The sequence below is a fragment of the Klebsiella sp. Q11 genome (genome assembly GCF_964241505.1).
Taxonomy (GTDB): domain Bacteria; phylum Pseudomonadota; class Gammaproteobacteria; order Enterobacterales; family Enterobacteriaceae; genus Klebsiella; species Klebsiella michiganensis.
Genome location: NZ_CAXSXW010000004.1, coordinates 231,748 through 248,121 on the forward strand (window position 1 = coordinate 231,748; position 16,374 = coordinate 248,121).

14 protein-coding genes are annotated in these 16,374 nt (G+C 58.2%); 13 read left to right on the forward strand and 1 reads right to left on the reverse strand.

Annotated features, from left to right (window positions below; genetic code table 11):
* Nucleotides 1–87 precede the first annotated feature (87 nt).
* The 7 genes from sad to ACESQ2_RS08295 all read left to right on the forward strand — a co-directional run bounded on the left by sad (nucleotide 88) and on the right by ACESQ2_RS08295 (nucleotide 7,451).
* On the forward strand, nucleotides 88–1,473 hold the full coding sequence (gene sad / locus ACESQ2_RS08265) for a succinate-semialdehyde dehydrogenase (protein ID WP_032719170.1): 1,386 nt from the start codon (nucleotides 88–90) through the stop codon (nucleotides 1,471–1,473).
* A gap of 204 nt (nucleotides 1,474–1,677) precedes the next feature.
* Nucleotides 1,678–2,604 (forward strand): glutaminase B, encoded by a 927-nt coding sequence (gene glsB, locus ACESQ2_RS08270; protein ID WP_014229486.1) that lies wholly within the window; start codon nucleotides 1,678–1,680, stop codon nucleotides 2,602–2,604.
* The gene (locus ACESQ2_RS08275; protein ID WP_032749024.1) at nucleotides 2,604–2,978 is read left to right on the forward strand and encodes a DUF4186 domain-containing protein; all 375 of its coding nucleotides are present in this window, start codon (nucleotides 2,604–2,606) and stop codon (nucleotides 2,976–2,978) included. Before glsB ends, ACESQ2_RS08275 begins: the two co-directional genes overlap by 1 nt.
* A gap of 107 nt (nucleotides 2,979–3,085) precedes the next feature.
* A complete protein-coding gene (locus tag ACESQ2_RS08280; RefSeq protein ID WP_004851155.1) occupies nucleotides 3,086–4,498 on the forward strand; it encodes a GGDEF domain-containing protein in 1,413 nt (470 codons plus the stop codon).
* An 89-nt stretch (nucleotides 4,499–4,587) separates the two neighbouring features.
* A complete protein-coding gene (locus tag ACESQ2_RS08285; protein ID WP_046878015.1) occupies nucleotides 4,588–5,118 on the forward strand; it encodes a GNAT family N-acetyltransferase in 531 nt (176 codons plus the stop codon).
* A gap of 111 nt (nucleotides 5,119–5,229) precedes the next feature.
* A complete protein-coding gene (locus ACESQ2_RS08290) occupies nucleotides 5,230–6,681 on the forward strand; it encodes a tagaturonate reductase (RefSeq protein WP_046878014.1) in 1,452 nt (483 codons plus the stop codon).
* Nucleotides 6,682–7,010: 329 nt separating this feature from the next.
* Entirely contained in the window at nucleotides 7,011–7,451 is a 441-nt protein-coding gene (locus ACESQ2_RS08295; protein WP_046878013.1) for a GNAT family N-acetyltransferase, read from the forward strand.
* A gap of 233 nt (nucleotides 7,452–7,684) precedes the next feature.
* Here the strand turns inward: ACESQ2_RS08295 and tam are convergent, their stop codons facing one another.
* Complete coding sequence (tam, locus tag ACESQ2_RS08300; RefSeq protein WP_046878012.1) at nucleotides 7,685–8,437, reverse strand: trans-aconitate 2-methyltransferase; 753 nt, start codon at nucleotides 8,435–8,437, stop codon at nucleotides 7,685–7,687.
* 184 nt (nucleotides 8,438–8,621) lie between these two features.
* On the opposite strand from tam, the gene ACESQ2_RS08305 reads away from it, so the two are divergent.
* The 6 genes from ACESQ2_RS08305 (at nucleotide 8,622) to ACESQ2_RS08330 (ending at nucleotide 16,363) form a co-directional block, all read left to right on the forward strand.
* Entirely contained in the window at nucleotides 8,622–9,422 is an 801-nt protein-coding gene (locus tag ACESQ2_RS08305; RefSeq protein ID WP_345911274.1) for an MBL fold metallo-hydrolase, read from the forward strand.
* 240 nt (nucleotides 9,423–9,662) lie between these two features.
* Nucleotides 9,663–10,082 carry a hypothetical protein gene (locus ACESQ2_RS08310; RefSeq protein WP_032694363.1) on the forward strand — a complete coding sequence of 140 codons (420 nt, stop codon included), beginning with the start codon at nucleotides 9,663–9,665 and terminating at the stop codon, nucleotides 10,080–10,082.
* 72 nt (nucleotides 10,083–10,154) lie between these two features.
* On the forward strand, nucleotides 10,155–10,523 hold the full coding sequence (locus tag ACESQ2_RS08315) for a copper-binding protein (protein WP_014229479.1): 369 nt from the start codon (nucleotides 10,155–10,157) through the stop codon (nucleotides 10,521–10,523).
* A gap of 13 nt (nucleotides 10,524–10,536) precedes the next feature.
* Nucleotides 10,537–11,784 carry a TolC family protein gene (locus ACESQ2_RS08320; protein WP_047684879.1) on the forward strand — a complete coding sequence of 416 codons (1,248 nt, stop codon included), beginning with the start codon at nucleotides 10,537–10,539 and terminating at the stop codon, nucleotides 11,782–11,784.
* Entirely contained in the window at nucleotides 11,784–13,253 is a 1,470-nt protein-coding gene (locus ACESQ2_RS08325; protein ID WP_046878010.1) for an efflux RND transporter periplasmic adaptor subunit, read from the forward strand. Before ACESQ2_RS08320 ends, ACESQ2_RS08325 begins: the two co-directional genes overlap by 1 nt.
* Entirely contained in the window at nucleotides 13,250–16,363 is a 3,114-nt protein-coding gene (locus tag ACESQ2_RS08330; protein WP_049070753.1) for an efflux RND transporter permease subunit, read from the forward strand. The genes ACESQ2_RS08325 and ACESQ2_RS08330 overlap by 4 nt, the downstream gene beginning before the upstream one ends.
* Nucleotides 16,364–16,374 lie beyond the last annotated feature (11 nt).

Consider the following 16,374-nt stretch of genomic DNA (forward strand, 5'->3'; position numbering starts at 1 on the left):
ATGGGTTGCTTAATATTATTCATTTTTAATGAAAGGAAGGGTAAGCCAGAATAAGGTCACTTCGCAATCAACACAGAGAGAAAAACGATGAATTTATCTGCTACTCATGCGATTTCCGTGAGTCCGACCACCGGTGAAACGCTGTCGTCTGTGCCCTGGGCCAGCGAACAGCAGGTCGATGCGGCCATTGCCCTTGCGGAACAGGGGTATCGTCAGTGGCGCAACGTCAGCGTGGCGGAGCGCGCGGCGACGCTGCGTAACGTCGGTAGCGCGATGCGCGCCCGTGGCGAAGCGCTGGCGCAAATGATTAGTCGCGAAATGGGTAAACCGATTGCCCAGGCGCGCGGCGAAGTGGCTAAATCCGCCAATCTTTGTGACTGGTATGCTGAACACGGCCCGGCGATGCTCAATACCGAGGCGACGCTGGTTGAAGACAATAAAGCGGTGATTGAGTACCGCCCGATGGGGGCTATCCTCGCTGTCATGCCGTGGAACTTCCCGGTGTGGCAGGTGCTGCGCGGCGCGGTGCCCATTCTGCTGGCGGGCAACAGCTATCTGCTTAAGCATGCGCCAAACGTGCTGGGCAGCGCGGCGATGATCGGCGAAATTTTTGCCGCTGCGGGCGTGCCGGACGGCGTCTTTGGCTGGGTGAACGCCACCAACGATGGCGTTTCGCAAATGATTAACGATCCGCGCATCGCCGCGGTGACCGTCACCGGCAGCGTGCGCGCCGGGAAGGCCATTGGCGCACAGGCCGGCGCGGCGTTGAAAAAATGCGTGCTGGAGCTGGGCGGCTCCGATCCCTTTATCGTGCTTAACGATGCCGACCTTGACGAGGCGGTGAAAGCGGCGGTGATAGGTCGCTATCAGAATACCGGGCAGGTCTGCGCCGCGGCGAAGCGTTTTATCGTCGAAGCGGGCATCGCCGAGGCCTTTACGCAGAAATTTGTTGCCGCCGCTGCCGCGCTGAAAATGGGCGACCCGCGCGATGAGCAGAACTATATTGGGCCGATGGCGCGGTTCGATCTGCGCGATGAGCTGCACGAGCAGGTGCGCGCGACCCTAAAAGAGGGGGCGACCCTGCTGCTGGGGGCGGAAAAAATCGAAGGCGCCGGCAACTACTACGCGCCGACGGTGCTGGGAAACGTTACCGCGGAGATGACCGGTTTCCGCGAGGAGCTGTTTGGCCCGGTAGCGACGATTACCGAAGCCCGCGATGCCGATCATGCGCTGGCGCTGGCTAACGACAGCGAATTTGGCCTTTCAGCAACGGTTTACACCACCAGTGAAGCGCAGGCCCAGCGTTTTGCCGATGAGCTGGAGTGCGGCGGAGTGTTTATCAACGGCTACTGCGCCAGCGATGCCCGCGTGGCGTTCGGCGGCGTGAAGAAAAGCGGATTTGGCCGCGAGCTCTCCCATTTTGGTCTGCATGAATTCTGCAACGTGCAGACCGTCTGGAGAGATCGCCGCTAGCCTGTGGAAAAATCCCCGGGTTGCGGTTAACGCCTTTCCCGGGCTACCGATTCGTGCGATTTGCGGGTTTGGTAGCCCGGGCAGGTGCCCCGCTGACGCGCGAACCATCCCCCTGGCGACGCGAGGGCGAGAAAGAGGCTGTTTCTTCGCGTCCCGTGCGCCTATAATTACCGCCCGAATTTTGTTGTTGGCAAGGAGCCGCGCGTGGCGACGGTAATGAATAACGCAATGCTCGATGCCATTTTGGCTGAAGTCAGGCCGCTAATTGGTCGCGGTAAAGTGGCGGACTATATTCCGGCGCTGGCCAGCGTCAGCGGCGATAAGCTCGGCGTGGCTATCTGTACGGTCGACGGTCAGCACTACAGCGCCGGCGACGCGCACGAGCGCTTCTCTATCCAATCTATCTCGAAAGTCCTGAGCCTGGTGGTCGCGATGAACCACTATCAGGAAGAGGAGATCTGGCAGCGGGTGGGTAAAGATCCCTCCGGCCAGCCTTTCAACTCGCTGTTGCAGCTGGAAATTGAACAAGGCAAACCGCGCAACCCGTTTATTAATGCCGGGGCGCTGGTGGTCTGCGATATGCTGCAAAGTCGTCTCAGCGCGCCTCGCCAGCGGATGCTGGAAATCGTGCGTCGTCTGAGCGGTGTGGGCGATATCGCCTATGACCCGGTGGTTGCCCGTTCGGAGTTCGACCACTCGGCGCGCAATGCCGCGATAGCCTGGCTGATGAAATCCTTCGGTAATTTCCATAACGATGTCGCTACGGTGCTGCAAAACTATTTCCACTACTGTTCGCTGGAGATGAGCTGCGTAGAGCTGGCGCGCACCTTTCTGTTTCTTGCCGACCGAGGTATCGCTCCGCACCTTGAGACGCCGGTTATCGCCCCCATTCAGTCGCGGCAGGTCAACGCGCTGATGATGACCAGCGGCATGTATCAGAACGCCGGTGAGTTTGCGTGGCGCGTTGGTTTACCGGCGAAATCCGGCGTCGGCGGCGGGATTGTGGCCATCGTTCCGCAGGAGATGGCGATTGCGGTCTGGAGCCCGGAGCTCGATGACGCCGGGAACTCGCTGGCCGGGATCGCTTTACTGGAAAAACTCACTCAAAAACTGGGGAGGTCGGTATTCTGATGGTGCCCATAGAAAACCTGTTTGCCCGCCTGCAGCGCTCCACCTTTCGCTCCCGTTTTCGCCTCGGCGTGAAAGAACGGCAGTATTGTTATGATAAGGGCGCGGAGGTTATCGACCAGCACGCGGCGGACTTTATCGCCAGTCGGCTGGCCCCTGCGCAAATTCCTAACGACGGTAAGCAGACCCCGATGCGCGGACATCCGGTGTTTATCGCCCAGCATGCCACCGCGACCTGCTGTCGCGGCTGTCTGGAAAAGTGGCACGCGATCCCGCGGGGGCGCGGCCTCAGCGACGAAGAGCAGCGCTACGTGGTGCAGGTGATTCACCGCTGGCTGGTGATCCAGATGAATTCGCCGGACCGCAGCAGACCGTAATTCATCGGGCGGCGGTATATGCCTGATAATTATTCTCATGATATGATGAACCGCTTACTAATTATTAACATAATAATTGCCTGAAACAATTAGACGGATAATCATGAATGTCTCCACTGTCGATTCGGTCATTCACGCTGTTTCGTGAGGAACAGCCCGTGCGTGATGCGCTGGTGTTGTTCACTTTAACGCTACTACTGCATTTCTTTGGCGCGATGCTGCGTCTGGTACAAGAATTGTCGTTCTTCTGGCCGCTGAACGCGGTAATGGCGGGGATTTTTGCGCGTTATATCTGGCTAAATCGCAGCTATTTTTACGCCGTTTGTTTTGCCGCCATGCTGGTATATGACGGTTTAACATCTCGTTGGGGAATGGGGTTCGCCTCCTTTCTGATCAACTTCTCCAATATCGTTTTTATCGTCACCCTGGCGCAGCTCATTTTGTGGGATAAGCGCCGGGCTGATTCGATGCCGGGACCGATAAATGCGCTAAGCCTGTTTTGCTACTGTCTGCTGGCGGCGCTGCTCTGCGCGGCCGTCGGGGCGCTGGGTTCGGTAGATGTGGAACGCGCCACGTTTATTCCCCAACTGGCGGACTGGTTTAGCGAACAGTTTTCGACTGCTGTGCTGATCCTGCCGTTCATTTTAACCCTCACGCTCCCTTCGGCGTTCGGGCGTTTTCGCCTGCGTCAGCTGTTGCCGGCGATTGCGCTGGTGCTGTCGATTGTGCTCGGCGTGGCGGTGGGCGGGGCCGGGAGCATAACCTTCCCGTTACCGGCGCTGATTTGGTGCGCGATTCGCTATCCGCTACCGTTAACCTGCCTGTTGACCTTTATTACCGGGATTAGCGAAATTCTGCTGGTGGCGAACTCGCTTATCCATCTCTCCCCCGATACCCGGATGCAGCCGTGGCAGCTGTTTTCAACGCGCCTGGGGATTGCTGCGATGCTGATCAGCCCCATCATCGTCGCTTCCAGCGTTGAGGCGATTAATAACCTGGTCAAACAGCTGGCCCTGCGCGCTGATTTCGACTTCCAGACCCGGGTCTATTCTCGCTCCGGGCTAAGCGAAGCGTTGAAACGTCAGCCGATCGCGGAAAACGAGCTGCTCACCGTGATGGTGCTCGACATCGACGGCTTCAAGCAGGTTAACGATCGCTGGGGCCACGAGTGCGGCGATTGTATGCTGGCCCAGTTTGCGCAGCAGGTGCGGCAGCTGGTGGGTGAAGAGGGCATGGTGGCGCGTATTGGTGGGGAAGAGTTTGCCGTCGCGGCGCTGACCTCATCCGCGCGAGACGGAGTGCTGCTGGCGGAAAAAATTCGCCAGGGCATCGAGTCGCAAACCTTCACCTGGGGGCAAAACAGGATCCAGCTGACCATCAGCATGGGGCTGGAGAGCCGGGCGCCGGGTTCAGCCAGAATAACGGATCTGTTCAACCAGCTGCTCATGGTCGCCGATGATTCTATGATTCGGGCAAAAAAAGCCGGACGCAATCGTATTTTTACGCAAGAAATGGTCTGAATCGTACATAAGAAAATACGATGGTAATTCCGCTTGTGTTAAATATAAGTTAAAAACATAGTGATGTGGTCAATTTCAAGGAGTTACCTATGACCACATCCTTTTCTCTGCGCACGCTGTCGCGTGACGATATTCTTGAACACCTTCCTGAATTAACCGACATCCTCGTCAGCTGCGTCAACGGCGGGGCCTCGGTGAGCTTTATGCTGCCTTTTTCCCCGGAAACCGCGACGGCGTTCTGGCTGCGAATGGCGCAGAGCGTCGCCGCCGGTGAGCGCATTGTTCTCGCCGCAGCGGATGCGCAGCAGCGGCTTGTTGGTACGGTACAGCTGATTACCGACCAGCCGGAAAACCAGCCGCACCGCGCCGATGTCGCCAAACTTCTGGTTCACCAAAATGCGCGGCGTCAGGGGCTGGCGAATGCGCTGATGTCCCGACTGGAAGCCATCGCGCGCGAGCTGGGTAAGAGCGTTCTGGTGCTGGATACGGCGACCGGCAGCGGAGCAGAAAACTTTTATGTACAGTGTGGTTGGGAAAAAGCCGGGGAAATTCCACGCTATGCGCTGATGCCCGACGGCGAGCTGACGGCAACATCGCTGTTCTATAAATTTCTGTCATAAATTTTATATTGCATACAGCTTTGATCAAAACAGGGTTTCACTTGCGTAAAAACCTGATAACTTATTGGACCAATTACTCAGGTTGTATGACTACTCTATGAGGGAACCCTTGTGAAAACACTAAACCGTCGCGATTTCCCGGGCGCGCAGTACCCTGAACGTATCATTCAGTTTGGCGAAGGTAACTTCCTGCGCGCGTTTATCGACTGGCAGATCGATCTGCTGAACGAGCATACCGACCTGAATGCCGGGGTGGTGATCGTGCGTCCGATTGAGAGCTCATTCCCGCCGTCGCTCAGCACCCAGGATGGCCTCTACACCACGATTATTCGCGGCCTGAACGAGAAAGGGGAAGCGGTCAGCGATGCGCGTCTGATTCGCTCGGTAAACCGCGAAATCAGCGCCTATGCGGATTACGATGAACTGCTGCAGCTGGCGCACAACCCGGATATGCGGTTTGTGTTTTCCAATACCACCGAAGCGGGTATTAGCTACCACGCGGGCGACCGCTTCGACGATGCGCCTGCGGTGAGCTATCCGGCAAAACTGACCCGCCTGCTGTTTGAACGCTACAGCCATTTCTCCGGCGCGGCGGATAAAGGCTGGGTCATCGTTCCCTGCGAGCTGATTGATTATAACGGTGAAGCGCTGCGGGAACTGGTGCTGCGCTATGCGCAGGAGTGGGCGCTGCCGGAAGCGTTTGTGGCATGGCTGGATGAAGCCAACGCTTTTTGCTCCACCCTGGTAGACCGTATTGTGACCGGCTATCCGCGCGATGAAGCCGCGCAGATTGAAGAGCAGCTGGGGTATAAAGATGGTTTCCTCGATACCGCCGAACATTTCTACCTGTTTGTCATTCAGGGGCCGAAATCCCTGGCCGCCGAGCTGCGCCTCGATAAGCTACCGCTTAATGTGCTGATTGTTGACGATATTAAACCGTACAAAGAGCGTAAAGTGGCCATTCTTAACGGCGCGCACACCGCGCTGGTGCCGGTCGCCTTCCAGGCAGGCCTGGATACCGTGGGCGAAGCGATGAACGATGCGGAAATCTGCTCATTCGTCGAGAAGGCGATTTATCAGGAGATTATTCCGGTTCTCGATCTGCCGCGCGATGAGCTGGCGTCCTTCGCCAGCGCGGTAACCGGTCGTTTCCGTAACCCGTACATCAAGCATCAGCTGCTGTCTATCGCGCTGAACGGCATGACTAAATATCGTACCCGCATTCTGCCGCAGCTGCTGGCGGGCCAGAAGAAAGAGGGGGCTCTCCCGACGCGCCTGACCTTTGCGCTGGCGGCGCTGATCGCCTTTTATCGCGGCGAGCGTAACGGTGAGAACTATCCGGTTCAGGATGATGCCGAATGGATGGAGAGCTATAAGGCGCTATGGGCCCAGCATCGGGATGCGCAAATCACCACCGGCGAGTTGGTAAAAGCCGTACTGTCCGTTGAATCCCACTGGGAGCAGGACCTGACGAAAGTGCCGGGTCTGGTTGATCGGGTCACGCAGGATCTGGATGCTATTCTGCGCGACGGCGTGCGCGCCGCCGTTAAGCCATTATGCTGATACTCTGAAGCCCGCTGACGGACGACCAGAATAGCGTCGATTGTGTCGGCCGGGTAAGGCGTCAGCCGCCGCCCGGCACTCATCCGGGCACATTCCTGAAGCGATGGAGCATCACTCTCAACCCGGCAGCTGCCGGGTTAGTTTGGTATTCGAATTAGTTACAACATACTGCTGTGTTTTTTTATAAACGCAGGTCTGAAAGATTGTGCCCATTTCGTCCGGCAGCGGAAACAGGGGCAATTAAGAGAAAAAGATGAATTGTGCCCCCGGCGGTTGCACTAATTATCTGACTGGAAAATAATGGCTTATCCAAACGAGGGATGAGACCCATGGTCATTGAAATTCGTGAAGTGTGCCAGCAGGACAAAGCGCAGTGGCTACAGCTTTGGGAAGGCTATACCCGTTTCTACGGTAGCCCGCAGCCGTCCGACGTCACGGAATATACCTGGCAGCGGATGCTTGATTCCGCTTCTCCCATGCTGGGCCGGGTTGCCCTGGCGGATGGCAACATCGCTGGATTTGCGATTTGTGTCCTTCACGAAGGCACCTGGGTAAAGACGCCTGTTTGCTATCTGGAAGATCTGTTTGTTGCCCCGCCGATGCGCGGAAAAGGCATCGCCAGGGCGTTGATGCAGACGCTGCAAGCGGAAGGGAAAGAGAAAGGGTGGTCGCGGCTGTACTGGCACACTCGTACTGATAATCCGGCCCGGCGTCTGTATGATGAATTTACGCCCGCCGATGACTATGTTCGTTACCGCGTGACGCTCTGAAAATCTGAGATTAAGAAGTTATTAAGATTTCCCCTGTAAAACAGGGGAAACGACTCAGGAGTAACAAAATGGAAAAACGCATAGAGACAGTTGTGAACCTCATCATGTTTCTTTCGCTGCTGGCCACCGCATGGGATCTCTCTCTGGTCCATCATCTGTCCTGGTAAACCTGGCCTACGGCGCCTGCTTCCTGCGCCGTAGCGTTCTCTCCCTCTTTTTACACTCCGATGGCGCTAGCGGCGCGCGACGATAAACAGGCGCGGAAATCGCAGCAGTACCTTTCCGTTACACTGTAACGGATAGTGCTGTTTCAGCCGCTCCAGATAGCGTTCCAGAAACGCCTGGCGCTGCTGTTCATCAAGCGGTTGTAAAAACGGTCGCAGGCCCGTTGACTGTAGCCATTCAATAATGGCCTGGTGCGATGCCAGCGGGTGATGGTAGGTGGTGCGCCAGATATCCACCTCGCAGCCGCTGGTGGTCAGCATATCGTAATACTCCGACACATCCGGCAGCGGCTGCCGCCCACTGGCCGGATGCCCCAGCTCTTCAGCTACCTGACGCATCAGCACGTGCGAGGGCTCTTGCCAGTTCACCGGCATTTGCACCGCCAGTACGCCGTTTTTCGCAAGATTGCTGACCAGATATGGGAAAAGGCGCTGATGATCCGTGAGCCACTGCAGCGAAGCATTAGAATAAATCACGTCCGCCGGCCGCTCGGGGCGGAATGTAGCGATATCCGCCTCGACGAACCGGCAGTCCGGTAGCCGCCGGAAGGCCTCTTCCAGCATGGCCGGAGAATTATCAACGCCGATAATCGTGGCATCTGGCCAGGCATCGCGCAGCAGAGCGGTACTGTTGCCAGGTCCGCAGCCCAGATCAACGGCCAGCGTGGCGGGATGGTGGGCGATGCGGGCGAGAAGCTCGGCGGCGGGCCGCGTACGCTCAGCGCCGAATTGCAAATAAAGTGAAGGATTCCAGTCTGCCATAGCGCGCTCCGGTTAAGAGAAACTCGTTCATCAGCATAGACGGCAATGCTTATCTGGCAACTAAACAGAATCAATATGTTACTTTATTGTGACGCTGTCACTTTTCCTTATGCAGGGTTCATCACGGCATCCCCGCCAGCGGTTGGCTACAGTAGGCGTCGCAAACCAGGGGGATGGTCATTAAATGGCGTTAATCATTAAGGTGTTACTCGAAAACCGGCTTGGCAAGGGGCAGGACAGCCTGCTGCAGGCGAAACCCGGATTAAGCCTGCTTGTGGAGGATGAAACCAGCCGGGTGCTGTTTGATACCGGGCCAGACGGCACGTTTCTTCATAATGCGCAGCGTATGGGCGTCTCTTTATCTGACCTGACCGCCACGGTGCTCTCCCATGGACATTACGATCACTGCGGCGGGGTGCCGTGGCTGCCGGACAACAGCCGTATTATTTGTCATCCGCAGATTGGATTCACCCGCTACTCGGCGTTATCTCTCGCAGGACGCAGCTGGAAAGTCAAAAAGCTGTCGCGAGATATCGACTACTCCCGCCACCGCATGGAGTACAGCCGCGAGCCGGTGGCGATCGGCGAACGACTGCTGTGGTCCGGTGAGATTACGGTCGCTCACCCGCGTGCCTATGGCCTCCTGACGGGTCAATCCCAGGGTGAGGACTATATTGTCGATGAAGGCGTCCTGATCTACCGCACGACGCGAGGGTTAGTCATTATCTGCGGCTGCGGGCATCGCGGATTGATCGATACGATTCGCCACTGTCAGAAGATCACCGGCGTCCAGCAGATACGCGCCATCATCGGCGGTCTTCATCTGCGCAGCGCGCCGCCGTGGGCAATTCGTCAGCTTAGACAATTCTTGCGCCAGCAGAAGGTCGAGGAGGTGATGGCCTGCCACTGCACCGGTTCATGGGGGCGCTGGTGGCTAGCGGAGAGTAGCGCGCCGGCAACCGGCGATACGTTGGTGCTGGAATAATAATCGCGTTCACTTTTGCTAATTACATATAAATAACATTTTTGCTATTTATTAAATACATTATCTGCCGGCTATACACCTTCCCCCAAGGGGAAGGTCAAATACTGATATCCCTTTTTGGTGTAAATATTTATAGAGAAACTTCATTCTATTTAACCTGGAGTTTTCTCTTTGAAATATCGTTTAATTCTTGCAGTGAGTGTGATTTAATCCAGCGGTCGTCTAATTGCGAATATCACTATGATTCAGTCACTACAGGCATTATTTAAACAAGCAACCCGGCGCCGGCTTCGTATCCGCGCAGGGCTTGTTATTGCCTGTTGGTTACTGCTCAACCTTCAGCTCGCCGTCGCGGCGCACCATGGCGGCCAGCAGCAGCCCGCGGTGCCGCAGGTGCAGATTCACCATATTGTCGATGGCATGATGAATATGCCCGGCATGGAAAACGTCGGCCAGAAAGTTATCTGTGAGAAGCACTGCGACCCCGATACCGCGCAGCCTAACTCCTTAACCTCTCTACAGCTGAACGCGCTCCCCTCCGAAACCGCGCTACTCGTGGTTTCCCCGCAGCAGGAGACCTGCGCTGAACGTATGGACTGGCGCACGCCGCCGGTCACCGGTCCCCCGGTTGAGATACGCTTCTGCCGTTTCAGGGAATAACGCACCGTTAAAAACATTCATCAGATCTGCCCGGTCTGCGGGCGACTTTATGTTTTTTTCGGAGACTTTATTATGCGTTCGACCTCTATTTTTCTGCTTATTACCAGCGTACTGACTTTTTCCTTCAGCGCATTTACCGCCAGCGCGGAAGACGCCGCGATGCACCATCACACCATGTCCTCCATGGCGGATATGCCGGAGATGAAGAAGGCGGATGATTCCGCCACGCTTTATTCGGCCAGCGGGGTCATTAAAGCCTGGCGCGACGATGCCGTCGTGATTGCCCACTCTCCGGTTACCGAGCTGAACTGGCCGGCGATGACCATGAGCTTTGCGCTCGCTGATAACCACGATAAAAAGCTGGCGGTGGGAGAGCAGGTCGATTTCACCTTCCGCCAGACCGACTCCGGCTACGCGATCGTTTCAATTACCGCGCGATAATTCCGGAGTCATTATGCACATCTTCAATAAGGCGGCCTGCGGGCTGCCGCTTTTACTGTCGCTGATGTCCACCAACGGCTGGGCAACGACGCTTTCTGAGGCCCTGTCGGCGGCGGAAAACTACTCCGCCGAGCTCTCCGCCAACGATCATCAGGTTAACGCTTTGAAGAATATGGCGGATTCCGCGATGCAGCTCCCCGATCCGAAGCTGAAATTTGGTATTGAAAACGTCCCGCTGGGCGGCAATAACGCCGGCCGTCTCACCCGCGAGGGGATGACCATGCAAAGAGTTGGCGTGATGCAGGACTACGTCAGCAGTACCAAGCGTGAACGGAAAGCCGACTCCATTACCGCCGAGGCGCGCCAGACCGCCGCTAATGCCGATGTTATTCGTGCCCGGCTGCAGCGGGAAACCGCCCAGGCGTGGCTGGCGCTGGCGGTGGCGCAGAAGTCGCTGCGCTCGGTGCAGACGTTGATTAGCGAAACGTCCCGGCAAATCGACGTACAAAAGGCCGGCGTCAGCAGCGCCAGCGCCAGTCCCAGCAGCGTGCTGGACGTTCAGCTGGCGCTGAATGCGATGAAAAATGAGCAGGATAACGCCCGCCGCGATGTCCAGATCGCCCAGGCGCGCCTGTTGCAGCTCACCGGGAAGGAGGTCCGCGATATCTCCGGCCCGCTGCCGCGCATTGAACGTCTGCCTGCCGACGAAGCCGACCTAATGGCCGGGATTAAACTTCACCCGGAAGTGATCCAGGCCGCCAGAGAAGCCGATCTGGCGAAAGCGAAATCAGGTCAGTCGGAAGTCGCGGCGATCCCCGACGTGGGCGTTGAGGTTTATTACGCCCGACGCGGTGATGATTATGACGACATGGTGGGGGTCATGTTTACCGTCGATATGCCTATTTTTCAGGGCAAACGTCAGGACAAAGACCACGCAGCGGACGTCTCCCGTACCTATGAAGCCAACGATCGGCTGACGTTATTGATGCGCGAACATCAGGCGCAGCAGTATCAGCTGATTTCGCAATATAACGCCGCGAAAGCCATTTACGATCGCCAGCAAAGCGAGGTGCTGCCGCTGCTGCGCAAGAAGGTGAGTCTCGTCAATGCCCAGTATCGGGGCGGCAGCTCCGCGCTGCCTGAGCTGCTCGCCGCCCGTCGCGATCTCCTGAGCGGAGAAATTGCCAGCAACAATGCGGAGAAAGCGCTTGCCGATGCGTGGGCCGCTATTCGCTACCTTATTCCACAGGATGTTAAATAATGAAGCTTAAATCTGCTCTTACCCTTGTGGCGCTGGCCGTCGCCCTTGCCGCCGCGGGCGGCTACTGGCTGGGTTCGCGAAGCGCGCCGATGCCCGCCGCTGGCGGCGGCCAGGCGGAAACGGGCCGCAAAGTGCTGTACTGGTACGATCCAATGGCCCCCGCTACGCGCTTTGATAAACCGGGTAAATCGCCGTTTATGGATATGGATCTGGTGCCGCGTTACGCCGATGAAGGCGCGGGAGAAGACGCCGGGGGCGTGCAGATTAGCGCCCGCCAGCAGCAAAACCTTGGCGTCCGTACGGCGAACGTCTCCCGCCAGACGCTGGCGATGAAGCTCAATGCTTTTGCTACCGTGGCCATTGATGAGCGGGGCGTTGAAACGGTACCGGCGCTGGCCAGCGGTCTGATTGAGAAACTTTACGTCAACGCCTCCCAGCAGTTTGTGAAAAAGAACGAGCCGCTGGCGGAGCTGTGGATCCCGCAGTGGGCGGCGGCGCAGCAGGAGTATCTGGCGGTGAGGCGGCTGGGCGATAGCGGGCTGACCGCCGCGGCCCGCGACCGCCTGCGGCTGCAGTTTATGCCGGAAGCGGTTATCCGTAGCGTTGAGCGCAGCGGTCAACCGCAAACCCGCATGACGGTGCGCGCGCCGCACGATGGCTACGTCAGCAAGCTGGATGTGCGCACCGGCGCGCAGGTCACGACAGCCCAACCGCTGTTCGAGCTGGCCAGCCTCGATCCGGTCTGGATCGTGATTGATTACCCGCAAAGCCAGGCCAGCCTGCTGCGCGAAGGCAGTAAGGTGACAGCCACCACCGGCAGCTGGCCCGGTATGGCGTTTCAGGGAACCGTCAGCGAACTGCTTCCCGACCTCGAAGCCACCACCCGTACGTTGAAAGCCCGCGTAGTGCTGAATAATCCGCAGCATCGGCTCAAGCCGGGCATGTATTTGAACGTTGAGCTGGCTGAGGCGCAGCAGGAGAGCGCCGTTCTGGCTATTCCGGAAGAGGCATTAATTGCCACCGGCACCAGTAATCGGGTGCTGATCGCCGACGGCGAGGGGCATTTCCGTCCGGTCGAGGTGACCGCAGGGCGAACGCAGAATGGTCTGGTTGAGATTAAATCCGGCCTCGAAGCGGGCCAAAAGGTGGTGACTTCCGGGCAGTTCCTGATTGACTCCGAAGCCAGCCTGCGCAGCGCGCTGCCGCAAATGGCCGGGCAAGAGGAGGAAGCAAAAAGCTACTCAGCGCAGGGCGTTATTAAGGCCGTGAGCGATGAGGCGGTAACCATCGCGCACCAGCCGGTACCGGCGCTGAAATGGCCGGCGATGATCATGGATTTTGCTATTACGCCGCAGCTGCGGGAACAGATGCGGCCCGGCGAGTCGGTGATGTTTCACTTCGTCCTGACTGATGAAGGGGCGCGAGTCACCTCAATGATGCCGCTGAACGGCGCTAAGGAGCAGCCATGATTGCCGCCGTTATCCGCTGGTCATTGCGCAACCGTCTGCTGGTATTGCTGGCGACGCTGATTATGGCCGCCTGGGGCGTCTGGTCGGTACAGCAGGCGCCGCTGGACGCGCTGCCGGATCTCTCCGATACCCAGGTGATCATTCGCGTGAGCTATCCGGGGAAAGCGCCGCAGATTGTCGAAGATCAGGTGACCTACCCGCTGACCACCACCATGCTGTCGGTGCCGGGAGCGAAAACCGTGCGCGGCTTTTCGATGTTCGGCGATGCTTATGTCTATGTGCTGTTTGATGATGGAACGGACCCGTACTGGGCGCGCTCCCGCGTGCTGGAGTACCTGAGCCAGGTCCAGAGCAGCCTGCCGCCGGAAGCGAAAGCGTCGCTGGGGCCGGATGCCACCGGCGTCGGCTGGGTGTTTGAATATGTGCTTACCGACAAAAGCGGCCAGCATAGCCTCGGCGACCTGCGGGCGATTCAGGACTGGATCCTCAAATATGAGCTGAAAACCGTGCCGGATGTTTCGGAGGTGGCCAGCGTCGGCGGAATGGTCAAAGAGTATCAGGTGATCCTTAATCCTGACCGGCTGCGGGCGCTGAACGTCACCCACGAGCAGGTGATTAGCGCGATCCAGAGTGCCAACCAGGAAGGGGGCGGTTCGGTGCTCGAGCTGGGCGAAGCCGAATATATGGTGCGCACCACCGGCTACCTGAAGTCCATCGACGACTTTAACCAGGTGGTTATCGCTGCGCGCAGCGGCGTGCCGGTGCTGCTCTCCGACGTCGCCAGCGTGCGCCGGGGACCGGCGATCCGGCGCGGCGTCGCCGAGCTCAACGGCCAGGGCGAGGTGGCGGGCGGGATTATCATTATGCGCTCGGGTAAAAACGCGCTCAGCACCATTAACGCGGTAAAGGCCAAACTGGCGGAAGTCCAAAAAAGCCTGCCCGCAGGCGTGGAGATTGTTCCGGTCTACGATCGTTCGCAGCTGATTAAAAACTCCGTCGAGACCCTGACCCATAAGCTCATTGAGGAGTTTATCGTCGTGGCGGTGGTCTGCTCGCTGTTTCTGTTCCACTTCCGCAGCGCGCTGGTGGCGATGATCACGCTGCCGCTGGGGATCCTTGGCGCGTTTATTGTGATGCACTATCAGGGCGTCAGCGCCAATATGATGTCGCTCGGCGGGATTGCGATCGCCATCGGGGCCATGGTCGATGCGGCAATCGTGATGATAGAAAATATGCATAAGGTGCTGGAGCAGTGGCGGCACGAGCACCCTGAACGCCAGCCGTCCTCCGCCGACTACTGGCAGATTGCCCAGCACGCGGCGTCGGAAGTGGGGCCTGCGCTGTTTTGCAGCCTGCTGATTATCACCCTGTCGTTTATTCCGGTGTTCACCCTCGAGGCGCAGGAGGGCAAGATGTTCTCGCCGCTGGCCTTCACCAAAACGTATTCGATGGCGGTGGCCGCCGGACTCGGGATCACCCTGGTGCCGGTGCTGATGGGCTACTTTATTCGCGGCAAAATTCCTGATGAAACCGCCAATCCGCTCAACCGCTGGCTGATTCGCGCCTATGAGCCGCTGCTGGATAAAGTTTTGCAGTGGCCGAAGGCGACGCTGGCGGCGGCGGGCCTGCTGCTGGTTGCCACGCTGTGGCCGCTGGCGCAGCTCGGCAGCGAATTTCTGCCGCAAATTGACGAGGGCGACCTGTTGTATATGCCCTCCACGCTGCCGGGGATCTCCAGCCGCGAAGCGGGACGCTTGCTGCAGCAGACCGACCGTCTGATCAAGACCATTCCTGAAGTGCAAAGCGTATTCGGCAAGGCCGGGCGGGCGGACAGCGCTACCGACCCGGCGCCGCTGACCATGCTGGAAACCACGATTCAGTTCAAGCCGAAAAGCGAATGGCGGCCCGGCATGACCATGGATAAGCTGATCGAGGAGCTCGACAATACGGTGAAGGTACCGGGGATAGCCAACGTCTGGGTACCGCCGATCCGTAATCGCCTGGACATGCTGGCGACCGGCATCAAAAGCCCGGTCGGCATCAAAGTGAACGGTAACAATCTGGCGGAGATCGAAAAGACCGCCGAAGAGATTGAGCGCATCGTGCGTAGCGTACCGGGGGTGACGTCGGCGCTGGCGGAACGCCTCGACGGCGGCCGCTATATTGATATCGCTATCGACCGGGTGAAAGCCGCCCGCTACGGCGTGTCGGTGAAGGAGCTGCAGTCAATCGTCGCCAGCGTCGTCGGCGGCGATAACATCGGCGAAACCATCGAGGGGCGAGAACGTTACCCGATCGGCGTCCGCTACCCGCGAGAAATGCGCGACTCGCTGCAAAAGCTGCGCGATCTGCCGGTAGTGACCAGCGGCGGGGCGCAGGTAGCGCTCTCGGAACTGGCGGACATCACCATTACCGACGGCCCGCCGATGCTGAAAAGCGAAAACGCCCGCCTGTCGGACTGGATCTACGTGGATATTCGCGGGCGCGACTTAAAATCCGCAGTTGATGAAATGCAGAGCGAGGTCGGCAAACGGGTCAGGCTGCCGGAAGGCATCTCGCTGACCTGGTCCGGGCAGTATGAGTACCTTGAGCGCGCCACCGCGAAGCTGAAAATCGTGCTGCCGTTTACCCTGATGATTATCTTTATCCTGCTTTACGTCACTTTCAGCCGCGTTAAAGACGCTCTGCTGATTATGGGAACTTTGCCGTTTTCGCTGATCGGCGGCGTCTGGCTGCTCTGGCTGCTGGGCTACAACCTGTCGGTAGCCGCCGCCGTGGGCTTTATTGCGCTTGCCGGCGTGGCGGCGGAGTTCGGGGTGATTATGGTGCTCTATTTGAACCAGGCGATCGCGAAACGTAGCCCCGAGCTGAACGATCGAGCGCTCAACGAGGCGATTCATGAAGGGGCCGTGCTGCGCGTGCGCCCGAAAGTGATGACCGTGGCGACAATCATGGCCGGACTGCTGCCGATTATGTGGGGAGGGGGCACCGGATCTGAGGTGATGCAGCGTATCGCCGCGCCGATGATCGGCGGGATGATCACCGCGCCGCTGCTCTCGATGCTGGTGATCCCGGCAGTCTATCTCCTGACGCACCGTAACAAAGGCTAAAGTACAACGCT

Bases quoted from the DNA above. Each gene is read 5' to 3' on its own strand.
- sad (WP_032719170.1), top strand. From the start codon at position 88: ATGAATTTATCTGCTACTCATGCGATTTCCGTGAGTCCGACCACCGGT.
- ACESQ2_RS08275 (WP_032749024.1), top strand. From the start codon at position 2,604: ATGGTGCCCATAGAAAACCTGTTTGCCCGCCTGCAGCGCTCCACCTTT.
- ACESQ2_RS08280 (WP_004851155.1), top strand. From the start codon at position 3,086: ATGTCTCCACTGTCGATTCGGTCATTCACGCTGTTTCGTGAGGAACAG.
- ACESQ2_RS08285 (WP_046878015.1), top strand. From the start codon at position 4,588: ATGACCACATCCTTTTCTCTGCGCACGCTGTCGCGTGACGATATTCTT.
- ACESQ2_RS08295 (WP_046878013.1), top strand. From the start codon at position 7,011: ATGGTCATTGAAATTCGTGAAGTGTGCCAGCAGGACAAAGCGCAGTGG.
- tam (WP_046878012.1), bottom strand. From the start codon at position 8,437: ATGGCAGACTGGAATCCTTCACTTTATTTGCAATTCGGCGCTGAGCGT.
- ACESQ2_RS08305 (WP_345911274.1), top strand. From the start codon at position 8,622: ATGGCGTTAATCATTAAGGTGTTACTCGAAAACCGGCTTGGCAAGGGG.
- ACESQ2_RS08310 (WP_032694363.1), top strand. From the start codon at position 9,663: ATGATTCAGTCACTACAGGCATTATTTAAACAAGCAACCCGGCGCCGG.
- ACESQ2_RS08315 (WP_014229479.1), top strand. From the start codon at position 10,155: ATGCGTTCGACCTCTATTTTTCTGCTTATTACCAGCGTACTGACTTTT.
- ACESQ2_RS08320 (WP_047684879.1), top strand. From the start codon at position 10,537: ATGCACATCTTCAATAAGGCGGCCTGCGGGCTGCCGCTTTTACTGTCG.
- ACESQ2_RS08325 (WP_046878010.1), top strand. From the start codon at position 11,784: ATGAAGCTTAAATCTGCTCTTACCCTTGTGGCGCTGGCCGTCGCCCTT.
- ACESQ2_RS08330 (WP_049070753.1), top strand. From the start codon at position 13,250: ATGATTGCCGCCGTTATCCGCTGGTCATTGCGCAACCGTCTGCTGGTA.